This is a genomic window from Ewingella sp. C233 (assembly GCF_055407225.1).
The window spans coordinates 1,773,872-1,788,639 of record NZ_JBUZRI010000001.1 but is presented as its reverse complement, the minus strand read 5'-3'; the positions used below and the strand labels follow the sequence as shown (position 1 = coordinate 1,788,639).

Sequence of the window (14,768 nt, the reverse complement as noted above, 5' to 3'; positions counted from 1 at the left end):
TTAGCTGCGTGGCTGCAGCGCCAATGACTTCGGGTTAAATCAATCTGGCCCGAAGTCATTGTGTTTCTCAGGCAGGCTGAACCGGGCTGCCTGTGGCGATTTCTTCAATGGAAATGGCCTGCTGCAACTGTGACAATGAGCAGTACAGACGCCAGATCACTCCGGCCAGCTCACGGCCTGACTCATCATGATGATGTGCCAGCGAATGACTGATACGCATGAGCTCAATCAGGCTTGAATCCAGCACGACGTGGCTGACACCGCGTTCAGTCATGATCCCCTTCAGGCAGTGGATACACACATCGCGAACGGCCGATAACGGGTCGGAGCGGGTTTCCCACTCGCGAAGCTGCCAGACAATATGGCTGCAATTGAGCAGCACCACTCCCCAGCGCAACAGCCAGGTACGTGAAACCTGATCCTTACTTTGATTAAGCTGATTAATACGGTGATAAATCAGGGATTCGAACTCCAGATGGCTGAGCTGCGGTTTGCGGCTGAGTTGGTCGATAAAATCACGTCGCAGCGCGCGGATAATACGCCGGCTTTTACGTTTGTCAGAACTTGGCCGCAGTACCTGAAAAGCGATACCCGCCAGCATCACGCCGACAATCCGGCCAATCCCGTCATTGATAAATGCGCCATAGTCGTAGCTCGGGGGATTCGTCACAGCCAAAAATGAACCGCTAAAGACAATCAGTTGCCCCCACAAACCCGCAAACCGTTTGTACTGCAATTTCATCATCTGCATGGTGACCAGAATTGGCAGCAGGAAGGCGCAAAATACCCAAAAATCATTCAGTTGGATCATTAGACCGAACTTGAGAATAAAACAGCCCACAAACAGCAGCAGCAAAGATTTAATCAGCAACGTAATGCTGCTGATGGGGGATGCGGTAGAAGAGTAGAGCACGCAGCTCACCGCCGTAAGCGCTACCGCCGATGTCCCTGAACTCCACTGGGTACTCATCCAGAACCAGCAGGCGACCACAATGCACAAAAAGGTACGTATGCCGTTATAGGCCGCTTCATAGGTGTCTGTGTGCTCAGTCAGGCGGCTGACGCGCGGAGGTTGCAAAAATTCCACCTGCGCTGCGCTGGTGTTTTCCACTCTCTGTAACCAGCGTTCGTTTCGCAGATATAGCCAGCAAAAATCCCGCAGCCTTTTCCAGAATGCCTGATAGCGAAAATCTGAGGTGTCATGCGGCTTGATCTGGCTGAGAATTTTAGCGATTTGATATTTATTGCTTTCAGGATTTTTAAGCTCATCCAGCAATAAAGTCAGCACCTCGTAGAGTCGCTCTGGCGGGTCAGGCCAGTTGAGCAGCATGCGGCGCAAACTGGAAATATAACTGGTCATCCGTAACTGTTGATGAAGTAAATAATTGAGCAGATTGTTTTGCTGACGCAGGCGGTAATGGCTCCACACGGCCTGAATGCGCAGCAGATTCATGGTGAGGATCTGCCCGATGACGCCTTCGTGCGAGGTACGGATCTGTTCGGTGATGTCGGGGCGCCACAGCAATTTGGCGTGATCAAGCAATTGTGCATGCATTTTCCGCAGAGAGGTCAGCAGGGCGTTACCGTCTGACGTGCTGGGGAGCACCATCATCATAAAACCGCCGCAAAGTATACCGGTGATCACTTCACAGACGCGGGCCTGGGCAATATCAAAAATCTTACCCGTATCGGTCACGTTGACCGTTGAGAACGCAATGATCGCGGCGGTATAACCTGCCAGCGCAAAAGCGTAAGAGACGTTATTCTGATAATGATTGGAAACGTACGTGCATAGCCCGAGCCACGCGGCGATGGAAAATGTGAACAGCCAGGGGTCGTTCAGGCAATGACCCGCGATCAACACCGATGCCAGGGCACCAATCAGACTCCCGATGACGCGACCTATGCTCTTGCTGATGACGCCACCAACGGTGGGGAAACTCACAACGGCCGCGGACGTCAGCGCCCAGTAGGGATCATCAAGCTGTAATACGAAGGCGATGTACAGCGCCAAACACATGGCAATCGAGTTGCGCAGCGCATAACGCCACTGCCCGCCCGTGGCTTTTCCCCACGGGGTATTTTTCCAGTCAAGCCAGGATAAATTCACGGCGCGCGCCTTCAGTCATGCACAGAAATGGTGGCGGTCGTACCTGCGACAAGCACCACATCTGCAGGGACATTAAGCAGCTTAATTCTTACTGGTACGCGTTGTGCAAGCCTTACCCAGGGAACATTGGGTTTAACGTTCATTAATAAATCGTCGGAAGCATCGACACTCTGGTCATATATTGCACGGCCGATACTTTCCACCTGACCTTGCAGCGGAATATTACCGTTGTACAACGTAATATCTGCCTGGCTGCCCTCTTTTATATGGCGCAACTTAGTTTCTTCAAAATAACCCAAAACATAAAAGGAATGCGTATCCACTAGCCCGACGATAGGTGTACCTGCTGTGGCGTAGTTCCCTTTACGGGTTTGCAAATTGGTTATATAGCCATCAGTTGGGGCAAATATTTTGGTTTTACTCAAATTCCACTTGGCTTGTTCAAGGGATGCCTGTGCAGCCTGATATTGTGCCTTCATAGCTTTTGCCGAAATATTGGACTCATCCAGTGATTCAGCAGAGATAATATTGGCAGCCAGTCCACGGCGGCGCTGCGCTTCATGGTTAGCCTTATCGAGATCAGCTGCGGCTTTGGCCAGCGCGGCGTCGGCATTATCCAGCGCTATCTGGTAGGGGACAGGGTCAAGCACGAAGAGCAACTCGCCGCTTTTGACAAACTGATTATCGTGAACGTTGATGTCAGTGATACGACCCGACACTTCTGGAGTGATATCCACCAGTTCGGCGCGGACTTTTCCATCGCGCGTCCATGGGGACTGCATATAATAATTCCACATCCACCAACCAGCACATAAAGCGACAGCAAAAACGAGTACAGTCGAGAAATATTTCAGCGTTTTAAATTTCATGTTCTTACTCATTAACCAGAAGTAGCAGGGCGCCACAAATAGAGATGACGAAAATAGACAAATCCATCAATGTCGGATGCCACACCTCGCCGGAATAGATCCAGTCACGTAAAAGATGATGTATCAAAATCCAGAAAACCAGCCCAAGCAAGACAGCCTTGAAAATGGGGGGGAAATATAGCGAGGCACCGAGAACTAAATCCGTCAGCGGGGAGCCTGAATGAAACATTTGCGCATCCACAATATTAATCTCTGCGGGTGATTGTGTTATAAACGAGGTCAATGCAGGGAGGCACAGGCCGGTCTCTGACTGACGGTGATACGATCCAGTATATATAGAAACGTAATTACACGATTAAAATTCCGAAAACTAGGCTAAACTCTGGGGAGTTATCTTAGCATGCTAATTATAAGGAGGGGTTAATTGGAATCGAACCTGGGATCAGATCTAGCACGATTAGTTCGTGCCTGGCGCGCGCTTATCGACGAACGCTTAAAACCGCTCGAGTTAACGCAAACTCATTGGGTAACCTTGCATAACATCAATATATTACCGCCAGAACAATCGCAAATTCAGTTGGCGAAGGCGATTGGGATTGAACAACCTTCTCTGGTCAGAACGCTGGATCAGCTCGAAGAGAAGAAGCTCATCACCCGGCAGACTTGTGCAAGCGATCGTCGTGCAAAACGCATCAAACTGACCGAAGAAGCAGCCCCGATCATCAATGCTATGGAGTCGGTTATCGACTCAACCCGCAAAGAGATTCTGACCGGTATGTCTCATTCAGACATTGAGCAGTTATCCGGCATGTTGGCGCGTCTGGAAAAAAATATCGCCGTACTGCAAAGTAAATCATAACAATTTGATGATTCACGCCGTGGCCTGCACGGCATTTCAGTTTTCATTTGTTGCATACAGCGCAGTTTCAGACAGTCCTCAAATCTTGTTTTTCTGATAAGAGCGGAGTGATGTTTGAGAAAAGAAAAAGCCGGAAGCTTTCGCTCCCGGCTTTATTGCATTTCAGAACCCACTAAGCGGGATCAGGCGCTCGGGGACACCGTAACGGTGCTGCCGCTGGTCGCCATACTGACACGCTGGCCAACGCTGAACTTGGTTGGGCCTGTTTTCTGCACAACCTGAATGGTTGTACCGTCATCACGACGAATTTGTAACTCGACCGCGTTCGAACGGTTGAGGGTGCTCTGCACGCCCTGACCAGCTACGCCCCCCAGAACTGCACCACCGGCAGTTGCCAGACTACGACCGGTACCCGCGCCGACGGTGTTACCCAGGAAACCACCCAATACCGCGCCGCCCAGTGCACCGATGATGTTGCTTTCATCGCCGCCCTGAATTTGTACTGCACGGGTCGAAAGAATGGTGCCGTAAGAGACCTGTTGGATTTGCTTGGCCTGAGAAGCGGAGTAGACATCGCCAGATGCCGTGTTGTCATTCACACAGCCTGCAAGGGTAACACCCGCAAGGGCGACGGCCAGAAAACGCTTAATCATAAATTGCTCCTGTTTAAATTTACGCCACCTCAGCCTGATTCTGTATCAGGCGTTAATAGCGCAGGTCTGACGTTCCACGTTTCAACATCCTGTCGGAGGTGTCGAGTAGCTTAGAAACTCCGACGCACACTAAGGTAACTTATTGAAGCTCATTCCTAATGACGCCAAGAGTACATGAAGTCTGTTCAACTAATAATAAACGGTGGTTTATGATTTAGACAGTGTTTGTGTAAATTCACCCAAAACAGACATTCCTCGCTTAAGAGTAGCCAATTGCACAGACTGGTGGTGTGAAAGGAGCCGTAAAGTTAACAAAAAACAAACGCACCAATCACATAGCGCAATAAAAACAGCGTTACTCATAGCGCTGTCAGATGAATTCTGGTTTATTTGACTATTAAGCACGGGTAATCGTTTTTTCCGGAGGGTTTGAGGATGTTATCTATGAAGTCAGGACGCTATATCGGTGTGATGTCAGGGACAAGCCTTGATGGGGTTGATGTCGTACTGGCTGCAATTGACGAAAGAATGGTTGCCCAGCAAGCCAGCCATTCACATCCGATCCCGATTGAAATAAAAAACGCCATTCTGGGCATGTGTCAGGGACAACAGGTTACGCTGGCTCAGGTGGGCGAACTTGATACCCGACTGGGTATTTTATTTGGCGAGGCAGTTGTCGCGTTGCTGGATAAAGCCGGGATCAGTGCCGATGAAGTGACCGCCATTGGTTGTCACGGGCAGACGGTGTGGCATCAGCCGAAAGGGGAAGCGACATTCTCCATGCAACTAGGCGATAACAACCGTATTGCCGCCATCACCGGCATCACCACGATAGGCGACTTCCGCCGTCGTGATATGGCCTATGGCGGGCAGGGCGCACCACTGGTTCCTGCTTTTCATCAGGCCCTGCTGGCCGATCCTGCCGAACGCCGGATGATCCTCAACATCGGTGGCATCGCGAATTTATCGCTTTTACTGCCTGGTCAGCCCATCCGGGGTTATGACACCGGTCCGGGCAATATGCTGATGGATGCCTGGATTTGGCGTCACCGCGCACTGCCTTATGATAAAAATGCCGAATGGGCAAATGAGGGGCGCGTGAATCTGACCTTGCTGCAACAAATGCTGTCGGATCCCTATTTTGCTGAACCCGCACCGAAAAGCACCGGACGTGAATACTTCAACATTGCCTGGCTGGAAAAACAGCTGACTCGCGTACATTCCCTTGCTCCAGAGGATGTTCAGGCGACGCTGGCCGAACTAACTTCTGTCACTATCGCCGAGCAGGTACAACTGGCGGGTGGCTGTGACCGTCTGATGGTGTGCGGCGGCGGTGCGCGTAATCCGCTGGTGATGGCACGCCTGTCGGCGATGTTGCCAGGAACGGAAGTCTGCACCACTGACACTTTTGGTATCAGCGGCGATGATATGGAAGCGCTGGCCTTTGCCTGGCTGGCATTTCGTACGCTGTCGGGGAAATCCGGCAATTTGCCTTCGGTGACCGGAGCCAGCCGTGAGACGGTGCTCGGCGCGATTTACCCCGCCTCGGCCAACAGCACCCGATGATATCTCGGCTTAATCTCAATGTGTTATGCCGCCCGGCATGGTAATAAAACGGACTAAGCCAGAATCACAAGGAGCTACAGAATGAAAAAGGCGATCTTCGCTTTGGCAGGTTTAACGTTGACAGGGTGCAGCCAGTTTCACCATGAGCCGCCGGCTCCGACGCAACAGTTGCATTATCAGTGCGGTACCACGCCGCTGACCGTTACGCTTGATAAACCGGCACAGCAGGTCGATTTTCTGCTCGATGGCAAACAGCTAAAGCTCAAACAGGTAGAAGCGGCATCGGGCACTAAATACAGTGACGGCCAATATACCTTCTGGTCGAAAGGGCCTGCCGCATTCGTACAGCGTGGGGATGCCGTCATTCTCAACGACTGCGTGCAGAAATAACTTTACAACCACGCCCGCCGAATTTCCCCCGTACCGGCGTGTCAGGATGATTGAGATCCTGACGCGTCAAGCGCAGAATAGTCCTACCTCACTTTCTCGTGTACTGAACTCATATGGCTGATAACAATGAATTTGATGTAGCAGACTCCCGGCGTGAATACACCCGTGGTGGCCTGCGTCGTGCGGATCTCCCGGCTGAGCCTTTGCCGCTGTTTGAACATTGGCTGAAACAGGCCTGCGAAGCCAAACTGGCTGACCCAACCGCCATGGTTGTCGCCACGGTTGATGAGAACGGGCAGCCTTTTCAGCGCATCGTCTTACTCAAACATTATGACGAAAAGGGGTTGGTCTTTTATACCAACCTGGGCAGCCGCAAGGCACAGCAACTGGCAACTAACAGCCACATCAGCCTGCTTTTTCCGTGGCACATGCTGGACCGTCAGGTGATTGTGCTCGGAAAAGCCGAGCGTCTCTCAACCTTTGAAGTGATGAAGTATTTCGCCAGCCGCCCGAAAGACAGTCAGATAGGCGCGTGGGTGTCACAGCAGTCCAGCCGTATCTCCGCGCGTGGCGTGCTGGAAAGTAAATTCCTCGAACTGAAACAGAAATTCAGCCAGGGCGAAGTGCCGCTGCCGAGTTTCTGGGGCGGTTTTCGGGTCAGCGTGGACTCGATGGAGTTCTGGCAGGGCGGTGAGCACCGTCTGCACGATCGCTTCATGTATCAACGTGAAGCTGGCGAAACAGAAAATGGTTGGAAAATAGACCGTCTGGCCCCCTGATTTAATAAAATAACTCGATTTCCTAGCGCTCGGACGATGAGCGCTTTATTCTATGTCGTTCCCCGTAAAGGTGAGAGAAAAGGCACATGCACGGCATGATGTCAGACATGAATTTGCACACATTCAGTACTTAATAGACGGAGTCTTTGATGGCGAGCAGCAACCTGATTAAACAACTGCAAGAGCGGGGCCTCGTTGCCCAGGTGACGGATGAACAAGCGTTAGCAGAGCAACTGGCGCAAGGGCCAATTGCACTCTATTGCGGTTTCGATCCTACCGCAGACAGCTTGCATTTGGGTCATCTGGTGCCTTTGCTTTGCCTGAAGCGCTTCCAGCTGAACGGCCATAAACCGGTTGCGCTGGTCGGTGGTGCCACAGGTCTGATTGGCGATCCGAGCTTTAAAGCCACCGAGCGTAAACTGAATACCAATGAGACAGTGAACGAGTGGGTTGAGAAAATCCGCCATCAGGTTTCACCGTTCCTTGATTTCAACTGTGGCGAAAACAGCGCCATTACCGCCAACAACTACGACTGGTTTGGTGGTATGAACGTGCTGACCTTCCTGCGTGATATCGGTAAACACTTTTCTGTTAACCAGATGATCAACAAAGAAGCGGTCAAACAGCGTCTGAACCGTGATGACAGCGGCATCTCCTTTACGGAGTTCTCTTACAACCTGTTGCAGGGCTACGACTTCTCTGAGCTGTACAGTCGTCATAAAGTCGTGCTGCAGATTGGGGGCTCTGATCAGTGGGGCAACATTACCTCTGGTATCGATCTAACCCGTCGTATGCATCAGAAACAGGTTTTCGGCCTGACAGTTCCGCTCATCACTAAGGCAGATGGCACTAAATTCGGTAAAACCGAAGGCGGCGCAGTGTGGCTGGATCCGAAGAAAACCAGCCCGTACAAATTCTATCAGTTCTGGATCAACACCGCCGACGCCGATGTTTACCGCTTCCTGAAGTTCTTCACCTTCATGAGCCTCGAAGACATTAACGCGCTGGAAGAAGAAGATAAAACCAGTGGCAAAGCGCCTCGCGCTCAGTATGTTCTGGCCGAAGAAGTCACCGGTATGGTGCATGGCGCAGAAGGCCTTGCAGCGGCCCGTCGTATCACAGAAAGCCTGTTCTCCGGCGCACTCAGTGAAATGACCGAAGCCGATCTGACACAGCTCGAGCAGGATGGAATGCCGGTGGTGACTCTGGAGGCTGACGCAGACCTGCAACAAGCGCTGGTGGCCGGTGATATGGCGCCTTCGCGTGGTCAGGCCCGTACCATGATCTCATCTAACGCCATCAGCCTTAACGGGGAAAAGCAGACAGATGCAGAATACCGCTTCACGGAAAGCGATCGTCTGTTCGGGCGTTATGCATTGCTGCGCCGTGGTAAGAAAAACTACAGCCTGCTGATCTGGAAATAAGATTGGCGGCGTAAACAAGGGGCTATTCAGCCCCTTTATGTTAACCCCTTTTATTAAAAACTCTGCCAATGCGCCATCCGCCGATGACGTCAGTATCGGGACTTTTCATGAAAAATATTCTTTCTATTCAGTCACACACCGTTTTTGGTCACGCCGGTAACAGCGCGGCAGAATTTCCTATGCGACGCATGGGCGCAAACGTTTGGCCGCTCAATACGGTACAGTTCTCCAACCATACGCAATACGGTCACTGGACCGGTTGTGTGATGCCAGCCAGCCATTTGACTGAGATAGCGCAGGGTATCGCGGATATTGACCGTCTGAAGGACTGTGACGCAGTGCTGAGTGGTTATATTGGTTCACCAGAGCAGGGGCAAAGTATTTTGCAGATCGTCCGTCAGGTGAAAGCGATAAACCCCGATGCCTGGTATTTTTGCGATCCGGTGATGGGGCATCCTGAGAAGGGCTGTATTGTTGCGCCGGGCGTGGCGGAGTTTCACTGTAAAGAGGCCCTGATCAATTGCGACATCATTGCTCCGAATTTACTTGAACTTGAACTGCTCGGCGGTCATACCGTTCACAATGTAGAAGAAGCCGTAGCGACCGCGCGTGAACTGATCGCCAAAGGGCCGAAAATCGTGCTGGTGAAACACCTCAGCCGCGCCGGTTACCACAGCGATCGTTTTGAAATGCTGCTGGTTACCGCTGATGAAGCCTGGCACATCGACCGTCCGTTAGTTGATTTTGGTGTGCGTCAGCCGGTCGGCGTGGGAGATTTAACCAGTGGCCTGCTGCTGGTTGATTTACTGAAAGGCGAAGCGCTGGATAAAGCCCTTGAACACGTGACGGCTGCTGTCTATGAAGTGATGCTGGCGACGCACGCGATGGGCGAATATGAACTGCAGGTGGTTGCCGCGCAGGACAAATTAGTCAGGCCGGAACATCATTTCCCGGCCGTTAAGCTGTAGTAAGAAACTTTACACGCCTGTAAAAAAACGCCCCGGCTGACTCAGCGCGGGGCGTTTTTTATGCTGAAGGGCTGAAACTTATTTCAGACCTTCAGCTACCAGAGCCGCATCAACCGCAGGGCGGGCTGCTACGCGATCCAGATACGTGTTCAAATCAGTCAGTGCGCTCAGATCAAACTTCAGCGCTTTTGCCCAACCCATCACGGTGAACAGATAGGCATCAGCCACGCTGAAACGTGCACCCAGCAGATACTGATGGCCTTTCAGGGAGTCATTCACGTAGGCAAATTTCTTCGCCAGCGCTTCACGGGTCACCACCTTGAACTCTTCCGGCGTTTTCGGATTAAACAGCGGGCTGAAGCCTTTATGCAACTCAGTCGCGATATAGTTCAGCCACTCCAGCGCGTGATAACGTGCCAGCGTACCCACTTCCGGCAATAACTGACGGTCCGATTTCTGGTCGGCCAGATATTGCACGATGGCCACACCTTCGGTCAGGATGCTGCCGTCGTTCAGTTCCAGCGTCGGGATCTGGCCTTTCGGATTAACGGCAAGGAAATCGTCGCCGCTTTCTGTTTTCTTGGTCGCCAGATCAACCCTGACGATGCTGAAGTCCAGACCGGCTTCACGCAGAATGATATGCGGGGAAAGGGAACAGGCACCGGCTTTATAATAAAGTTTCATACAAACTCCGTAAGTTTGAACAATTGTCACACAGGCCTCGCAGCCGCGGCATCAACAGCAGGGCTGCACAGGGTAAAGAGCTGCCACTATCCTAGGGCCGCAGGTGAAAAAAGTCAGTGACTAAATCGCGTTGTTGGCGTGAATGCTCAGATAATGACTGTCCGCATTTTCTGACTGGCGGCCAGTCATTTTTAATCAGTGATTAGCGGGAATGCAGATTCAGATGGTCACGTACCGCGAATTCTACGTTCTCCGGCGCGGGAAGCAGCGGAGCACGCAATTCGTTATGCAACCTTCCCTCCAGTGACAGCGCGTATTTAATCGCCGCCGGATTCGGCGCGCTGAACATCAGGCGCATCAGGGGCAGCAGCGCGAAAAAGGTCTGACGCGCACCCGACAGATCGGCTGCTTTGATCTGCTTAATGAGTTGAACGAACTGTTCCGGGTACAGATGCGCTGACGCTGCAATCGCGCCGGTACCGCCATGACACAGCGTGGAGAATATTTGCGCATCTTCACCGCAGAGTACGTCCAGCTGACCATCGGCGATCAATGCCAGCGTGAGGTCAAGGCTGCCACCGCAATCTTTAATCGCCACGATTTTCGGATGGGTTGCTAATTGTCGCAGCGTATCAAGCTCCAGATGAATACCGGTACGATACGGTACGTTGTACAAAATGATTGGCACCGTTGAGTGATCGGCCAGCTCGGTAAACCAGGCGGCCAGCGCGGCTTGCGAAGGGCGGATATAGTAGGGGGCTGGCAGCAGAATACCTGTAATTGGGCGTAGTAAAATAGCCTCCTGCATGGCGCGAACCGTCGGCAGATGGGTACCTGAAAGGCCCATCACCACCTGATCACCTGGCACGATCGTCAGCACGGCGTCCAGTACCTGGAGTTGTTCCTCTTTGGTGAGCATCGGCGCTTCGCCTGTCGTACCACAAACAACAACACCATCAATACCCTGTTTCAGATAATGGGTACAAAGCGCCTGTAAGGCAGGGAAATCAATTTCTCCCTGATGGAAAGGCGTGACCAGCGGAACCCAGATACCTGAAAACGATGACATGATTAACTTCCTTCGACGGCGTAATGAATGCCAGCGATGATGTCAGCAAAGCGGGGGATGATGCCAATTGAAAGAATTCATAGCAGGATTTAAGTTATTTACCGGGCTTATATCAACCCCCACGTAACATCTTTAGTTCACCGTTAAGCAGGGTACGCAGAACGTCCACGGGCACCGGCCGGGAGAAAAGATATCCCTGCAGGTGCGAGCAACCTGCTGATATCAGAAAAGATTTTTGCAGCTGATTTTCAACGCCTTCGGCGATGACGTTCAGCTTCATTTTATTGCCCAACTGCGACACCGCAGAAACGATGGCGGCAGTATCGTTCACTTCTGTGACGTATTGCACAAACGAGCGGTCGATTTTTACGCTGTCAACGGAAATGTCTTTCAGTAGACTCAGGCTGGAATAGCCGGTGCCGAAATCATCCAGCGAAATTTTCACCCCGGCTTTCCTCAGGCGGACCAGATGCGTCAGGCTGGTTGAGTTGGCGTTCATGACGGACGTTTCGGTCAGTTCCAGCTCCAGACGCGTGGCAGGGAATCCCTCGTCATCCAGCAGAGTCAGGATCCTGTCGGCAAAATTGGCCTCTCCCAGCTGCACCGCTGAAACGTTGATGGCCAGATTGAGATTTTTGAAGCCTTTAATCTGCTGGCAGGCCTGGCGTAAAATAATTTCGCCCAGCTGAATCACCAGTCCGGTTTCTTCGGCCAGCGCAATAAACTGTACCGGCGAAACCGCGCCGAGCACACCGTGGCTCCAGCGTGCCAGCGCTTCCACGCAGACCACTTTCTCATCGACACTGCGCAGGATCGGCTGATAAACGCAGGTCAGATCACCCTCTTTCGCGAGGGATTCAGCCAGCGCTTTCACCATAATGCGTTTACTGACGCTGCTGGCATCGAGCAACTCGGAATAGAAAGAGAACATATTCTTGCCGCGCTGTTTGGCATCCAACAGCGCAGTGTTGCCACGGCGCATGATCTCGCCGCCGGTAATATTTTCTGCGCCAAACATCACAATCCCCAGGGAGAGTGTCACCATCGGATTCGCGCGTGTCAGGCTGAATGGCTGCCGCATCATCACCAGGATCTCCAGCGCCAGATTATTGGCCTGCTCCTGCGTCGGATTATTGCGTAAAACAATCGCGAACTCATCACCACCGATACGCGATACGGTTCCCATGCTGCCCGTCTCATTGCGTAAACGTTGGCCGAATTCACATAAAATTGCATCTCCGGCCTGATAACCGTAAGTGTCATTGATATAGTTGAATTCATTGAGATTAAGTAGGAAAAGGGCATAAGGTTCAGGGTGATACATACGCTGTGCGGCGATCTGACTGAGCTCTTCATTGAGGGCGGTGCGGTTGGGTAATCCGGTCAGCACATCATGACGGGCGAGGTAGCGGATCTGCGCTTCTGAGCTTCGCAGCAGAGAGATATCCATTATCGAGGTCAGAATAAAGTGGCGGTGTTGCAGTGTCAGACGAGTTTTGCGCACCAGCACGTGGCGGCTTTTTCCATTGGCGTCTATCAGCGTTTCTTCATTGACGTTTCTCTCCCCCGTTGTTAACACCTCTATATCGCGTTCACGCTGTCGGGCGGACTGAATATCCTCAGTAAAGAACGAGATATCTTTACCAATAAGATCCTCGCGACGACGGCCAAACAACTCACAGGCTTTCTGATTAAGGAAAACCAATTTGCGCTCGTCATCTTTGAGCACCGTCGCTTCAGTAAGAGCGTCAAGAACCGCCTGGCATATCGCAATATCAGTAAACATGGGTTAATAATCCTGAGCAGAAAATGAGTCTATCAGGGCGATGGAAGAGCCCAACGCAAAATATAGAAAGCTTGCAGAAATCGAAGAATATTCTAATTATTACTCACATTCAGGTCAGAAGATTACAGTAGTTTTTAAATTTTTAAATTCAATCACTTATCATGTACTAAGTCAGGTAGGCGATATTTTATGCGGAGGAATATCGATCAGTTGATCCGATAAGATTTTTGGCTGCATTGTTAAACAGCAAAATGATCAGAATTTGTCAGGGAAGTTTATCTTTATTGCTGTATTTTTCATTCCATTCGCGGCGGTACTTACGCGACTGGTTACGTCCGCGGATCCAAAGAAAAGTACAGACAATGCAGACCCCGGCTGAAAAGACGATATTACGCATATCCTGATCGTAGAAAATAACCAGGGTGCAATCGAGTGCGGCGATAAACGCAAACCATTTATACATATGCGATTGCCGGCGTGTTTCTGCATTAAGGCGTTTTAACTGCCGTCCCTCGTCCAGGACTTTCTTATTATCCATCACTGTTATCCTGTTATTTTGCGAAGGTGAGCGGTAAGTAAAGCGAAGCAAAAGTGGAATCTCGCAGAAATAACGGTTATCCAGTTCAATACAATTATCGCATTAATGTGCCACAACGTCAGCGGGTTCAATATGTTGATTAACGTCCCTGATTTGCTCGCGCAGCCACTCAAGCGCCGGATCACTGTCGGCATTGACCGGCCAGACGATGGAGTTGGGGAACACTTCCAGCTTTAGCGGAACGGCGCAGAGTACCAGCCCGAAAAGGTCGCAGTAGCGGCGCGCGATGCGGCTTGGCAGCGTGACCAGCACCGGAGAATGCTGTGCAAAAGAGAGCAGGGCCAGAAAATTTGGTGCGGAAAACACGGCGTTGAGTGTGGCGTCCGCGCGGTTAAACGCATTTTCGATACATCCCATCAGGCTGCCGGTAAACGACATCAGCGCATGAGGTTGAGTCAGGTAATCCTGCTTTTTAATCGGTGAGGTGAAAGGCATCAGTGCCGGATTAAAACAGCAGGCCAGCTGCTCTTCGAACAAAATTTCGCTGCGGTGCCATTGCGCCTGTTCGCCAAAACAGCCGACGGCCAGATCGATCTCGCCGTTGTCGAGCAGCGCGTGCAAATTTTGCCGTTCCGCGTGCCGCGCCACCAGACGAACGCCGGGAGCAACTATCCGTAAATGTGCCATCAGTTCGGGCAGCAGATGCACTTCCAGTTCGCTGGAAAATCCCAGGCGGAAGGTGCGTTGCTCCGTGCGGGGGGAAAATTGCTCACTGAATGCCAGTGCATCTTCGGCTTTCTGTAACACCGACCGGACCCGGCTGGCCAGACTGCGCGCACGCGACGTCGGTTTCATCGTCTGTCCGACCCGAACAAACAGCTCATCATCAAACAGCATACGCAGGGTTTTCAGGGAGTGGCTCATGGCCGGCTGTTGGATCTTCAGGCGGGCAGCAGCACGGGTGACATTCAGCTCTTCCATCATCGCATCAAAAGCAATCAGCAAATTCAGGTCAAAATTCCGTAAATTGAAATGATCGATAGTTGTCATGCATGGCATCGATTTGAGTAATG

15 protein-coding genes are annotated in these 14,768 nt (G+C 51.6%); 6 read left to right on the top strand and 9 right to left on the bottom strand.

The genetic code is table 11. The features are described from left to right. Positions 1–67: 67 nt before the first annotated feature. The 3 genes from ACZRKO_RS08075 to ACZRKO_RS08065 are packed head-to-tail and all read right to left on the bottom strand — an operon-like array spanning position 68 to position 3,208. Positions 68–2,110: an FUSC family protein gene (locus tag ACZRKO_RS08075; RefSeq protein WP_463736692.1), complete on the bottom strand. Its 2,043-nt coding sequence runs from the start codon at positions 2,108–2,110 to the stop codon at positions 68–70. Positions 2,111–2,121: 11 nt separating this feature from the next. Continuing rightward, complete coding sequence (locus ACZRKO_RS08070) at positions 2,122–2,979, bottom strand: efflux RND transporter periplasmic adaptor subunit (RefSeq protein ID WP_463736691.1); 858 nt, start codon at positions 2,977–2,979, stop codon at positions 2,122–2,124. A 4-nt stretch (positions 2,980–2,983) separates the two neighbouring features. After that, positions 2,984–3,208, bottom strand: a complete 225-nt coding sequence (locus ACZRKO_RS08065; protein WP_463736690.1) for a DUF1656 domain-containing protein — start codon at positions 3,206–3,208, stop codon at positions 2,984–2,986. Positions 3,209–3,403: 195 nt separating this feature from the next. Between ACZRKO_RS08065 and slyA the strand changes: the two genes are divergently transcribed. Next, positions 3,404–3,838 carry a transcriptional regulator SlyA gene (gene slyA / locus ACZRKO_RS08060; protein WP_463736689.1) on the top strand — a complete coding sequence of 145 codons (435 nt, stop codon included), beginning with the start codon at positions 3,404–3,406 and terminating at the stop codon, positions 3,836–3,838. A 182-nt stretch (positions 3,839–4,020) separates the two neighbouring features. On the opposite strand, the gene ACZRKO_RS08055 is transcribed toward slyA, so the two are convergent. Next, positions 4,021–4,491, bottom strand: coding sequence for an outer membrane lipoprotein (locus ACZRKO_RS08055; RefSeq protein ID WP_463736688.1), 471 nt, complete (start codon positions 4,489–4,491; stop codon positions 4,021–4,023). A 444-nt stretch (positions 4,492–4,935) separates the two neighbouring features. Between ACZRKO_RS08055 and anmK the strand changes: the two genes are divergently transcribed. The 5 genes from anmK (at position 4,936) to pdxY (ending at position 9,618) form a co-directional block, all read left to right on the top strand. After that, a complete protein-coding gene (anmK, locus tag ACZRKO_RS08050; protein WP_463736687.1) occupies positions 4,936–6,057 on the top strand; it encodes an anhydro-N-acetylmuramic acid kinase in 1,122 nt (373 codons plus the stop codon). 81 nt (positions 6,058–6,138) lie between these two features. Continuing rightward, entirely contained in the window at positions 6,139–6,447 is a 309-nt protein-coding gene (locus tag ACZRKO_RS08045; protein ID WP_463736686.1) for an MliC family protein, read from the top strand. Between the two features lie 113 nt (positions 6,448–6,560). Further along, positions 6,561–7,226 carry a pyridoxamine 5'-phosphate oxidase gene (pdxH, locus tag ACZRKO_RS08040; protein ID WP_463736685.1) on the top strand — a complete coding sequence of 222 codons (666 nt, stop codon included), beginning with the start codon at positions 6,561–6,563 and terminating at the stop codon, positions 7,224–7,226. 149 nt (positions 7,227–7,375) lie between these two features. Further along, positions 7,376–8,650, top strand: coding sequence for a tyrosine--tRNA ligase (gene tyrS / locus ACZRKO_RS08035; RefSeq protein WP_463736684.1), 1,275 nt, complete (start codon positions 7,376–7,378; stop codon positions 8,648–8,650). Between the two features lie 107 nt (positions 8,651–8,757). Further along, positions 8,758–9,618, top strand: coding sequence for a pyridoxal kinase PdxY (gene pdxY / locus ACZRKO_RS08030; RefSeq protein WP_463736683.1), 861 nt, complete (start codon positions 8,758–8,760; stop codon positions 9,616–9,618). A gap of 78 nt (positions 9,619–9,696) precedes the next feature. Here pdxY and gstA read toward each other — a convergent pair whose 3' ends face one another. The 5 genes from gstA to ACZRKO_RS08005 all read right to left on the bottom strand — a co-directional run bounded on the left by gstA (position 9,697) and on the right by ACZRKO_RS08005 (position 14,745). Further along, on the bottom strand, positions 9,697–10,302 hold the full coding sequence (gene gstA, locus ACZRKO_RS08025) for a glutathione transferase GstA (RefSeq protein WP_463736682.1): 606 nt from the start codon (positions 10,300–10,302) through the stop codon (positions 9,697–9,699). Between the two features lie 202 nt (positions 10,303–10,504). Continuing rightward, positions 10,505–11,371, bottom strand: coding sequence for a 4-hydroxy-tetrahydrodipicolinate synthase (gene dapA, locus ACZRKO_RS08020; RefSeq protein WP_463736681.1), 867 nt, complete (start codon positions 11,369–11,371; stop codon positions 10,505–10,507). A 112-nt stretch (positions 11,372–11,483) separates the two neighbouring features. After that, positions 11,484–13,157 carry an EAL domain-containing protein gene (locus ACZRKO_RS08015; protein WP_463736680.1) on the bottom strand — a complete coding sequence of 558 codons (1,674 nt, stop codon included), beginning with the start codon at positions 13,155–13,157 and terminating at the stop codon, positions 11,484–11,486. A gap of 265 nt (positions 13,158–13,422) precedes the next feature. After that, positions 13,423–13,695 (bottom strand): hypothetical protein, encoded by a 273-nt coding sequence (locus ACZRKO_RS08010; RefSeq protein ID WP_463736679.1) that lies wholly within the window; start codon positions 13,693–13,695, stop codon positions 13,423–13,425. A gap of 102 nt (positions 13,696–13,797) precedes the next feature. Continuing rightward, on the bottom strand, positions 13,798–14,745 hold the full coding sequence (locus tag ACZRKO_RS08005) for a LysR substrate-binding domain-containing protein (RefSeq protein ID WP_463736678.1): 948 nt from the start codon (positions 14,743–14,745) through the stop codon (positions 13,798–13,800). Positions 14,746–14,768 lie beyond the last annotated feature (23 nt).

Coding starts and splice junctions, on each gene's coding strand:
- ACZRKO_RS08070 (WP_463736691.1), bottom strand. CDS start 2,979: ATGAAATTTAAAACGCTGAAATATTTCTCGACTGTACTCGTTTTTGCT.
- pdxH (WP_463736685.1), top strand. CDS start 6,561: ATGGCTGATAACAATGAATTTGATGTAGCAGACTCCCGGCGTGAATAC.
- tyrS (WP_463736684.1), top strand. CDS start 7,376: ATGGCGAGCAGCAACCTGATTAAACAACTGCAAGAGCGGGGCCTCGTT.
- ACZRKO_RS08010 (WP_463736679.1), bottom strand. CDS start 13,695: ATGGATAATAAGAAAGTCCTGGACGAGGGACGGCAGTTAAAACGCCTT.
- ACZRKO_RS08005 (WP_463736678.1), bottom strand. CDS start 14,745: ATGACAACTATCGATCATTTCAATTTACGGAATTTTGACCTGAATTTG.
- gstA (WP_463736682.1), bottom strand. CDS start 10,302: ATGAAACTTTATTATAAAGCCGGTGCCTGTTCCCTTTCCCCGCATATC.
- dapA (WP_463736681.1), bottom strand. CDS start 11,371: ATGTCATCGTTTTCAGGTATCTGGGTTCCGCTGGTCACGCCTTTCCAT.
- ACZRKO_RS08045 (WP_463736686.1), top strand. CDS start 6,139: ATGAAAAAGGCGATCTTCGCTTTGGCAGGTTTAACGTTGACAGGGTGC.
- ACZRKO_RS08055 (WP_463736688.1), bottom strand. CDS start 4,491: ATGATTAAGCGTTTTCTGGCCGTCGCCCTTGCGGGTGTTACCCTTGCA.
- ACZRKO_RS08065 (WP_463736690.1), bottom strand. CDS start 3,208: ATGTTTCATTCAGGCTCCCCGCTGACGGATTTAGTTCTCGGTGCCTCG.
- anmK (WP_463736687.1), top strand. CDS start 4,936: ATGAAGTCAGGACGCTATATCGGTGTGATGTCAGGGACAAGCCTTGAT.
- pdxY (WP_463736683.1), top strand. CDS start 8,758: ATGAAAAATATTCTTTCTATTCAGTCACACACCGTTTTTGGTCACGCC.
- ACZRKO_RS08015 (WP_463736680.1), bottom strand. CDS start 13,157: ATGTTTACTGATATTGCGATATGCCAGGCGGTTCTTGACGCTCTTACT.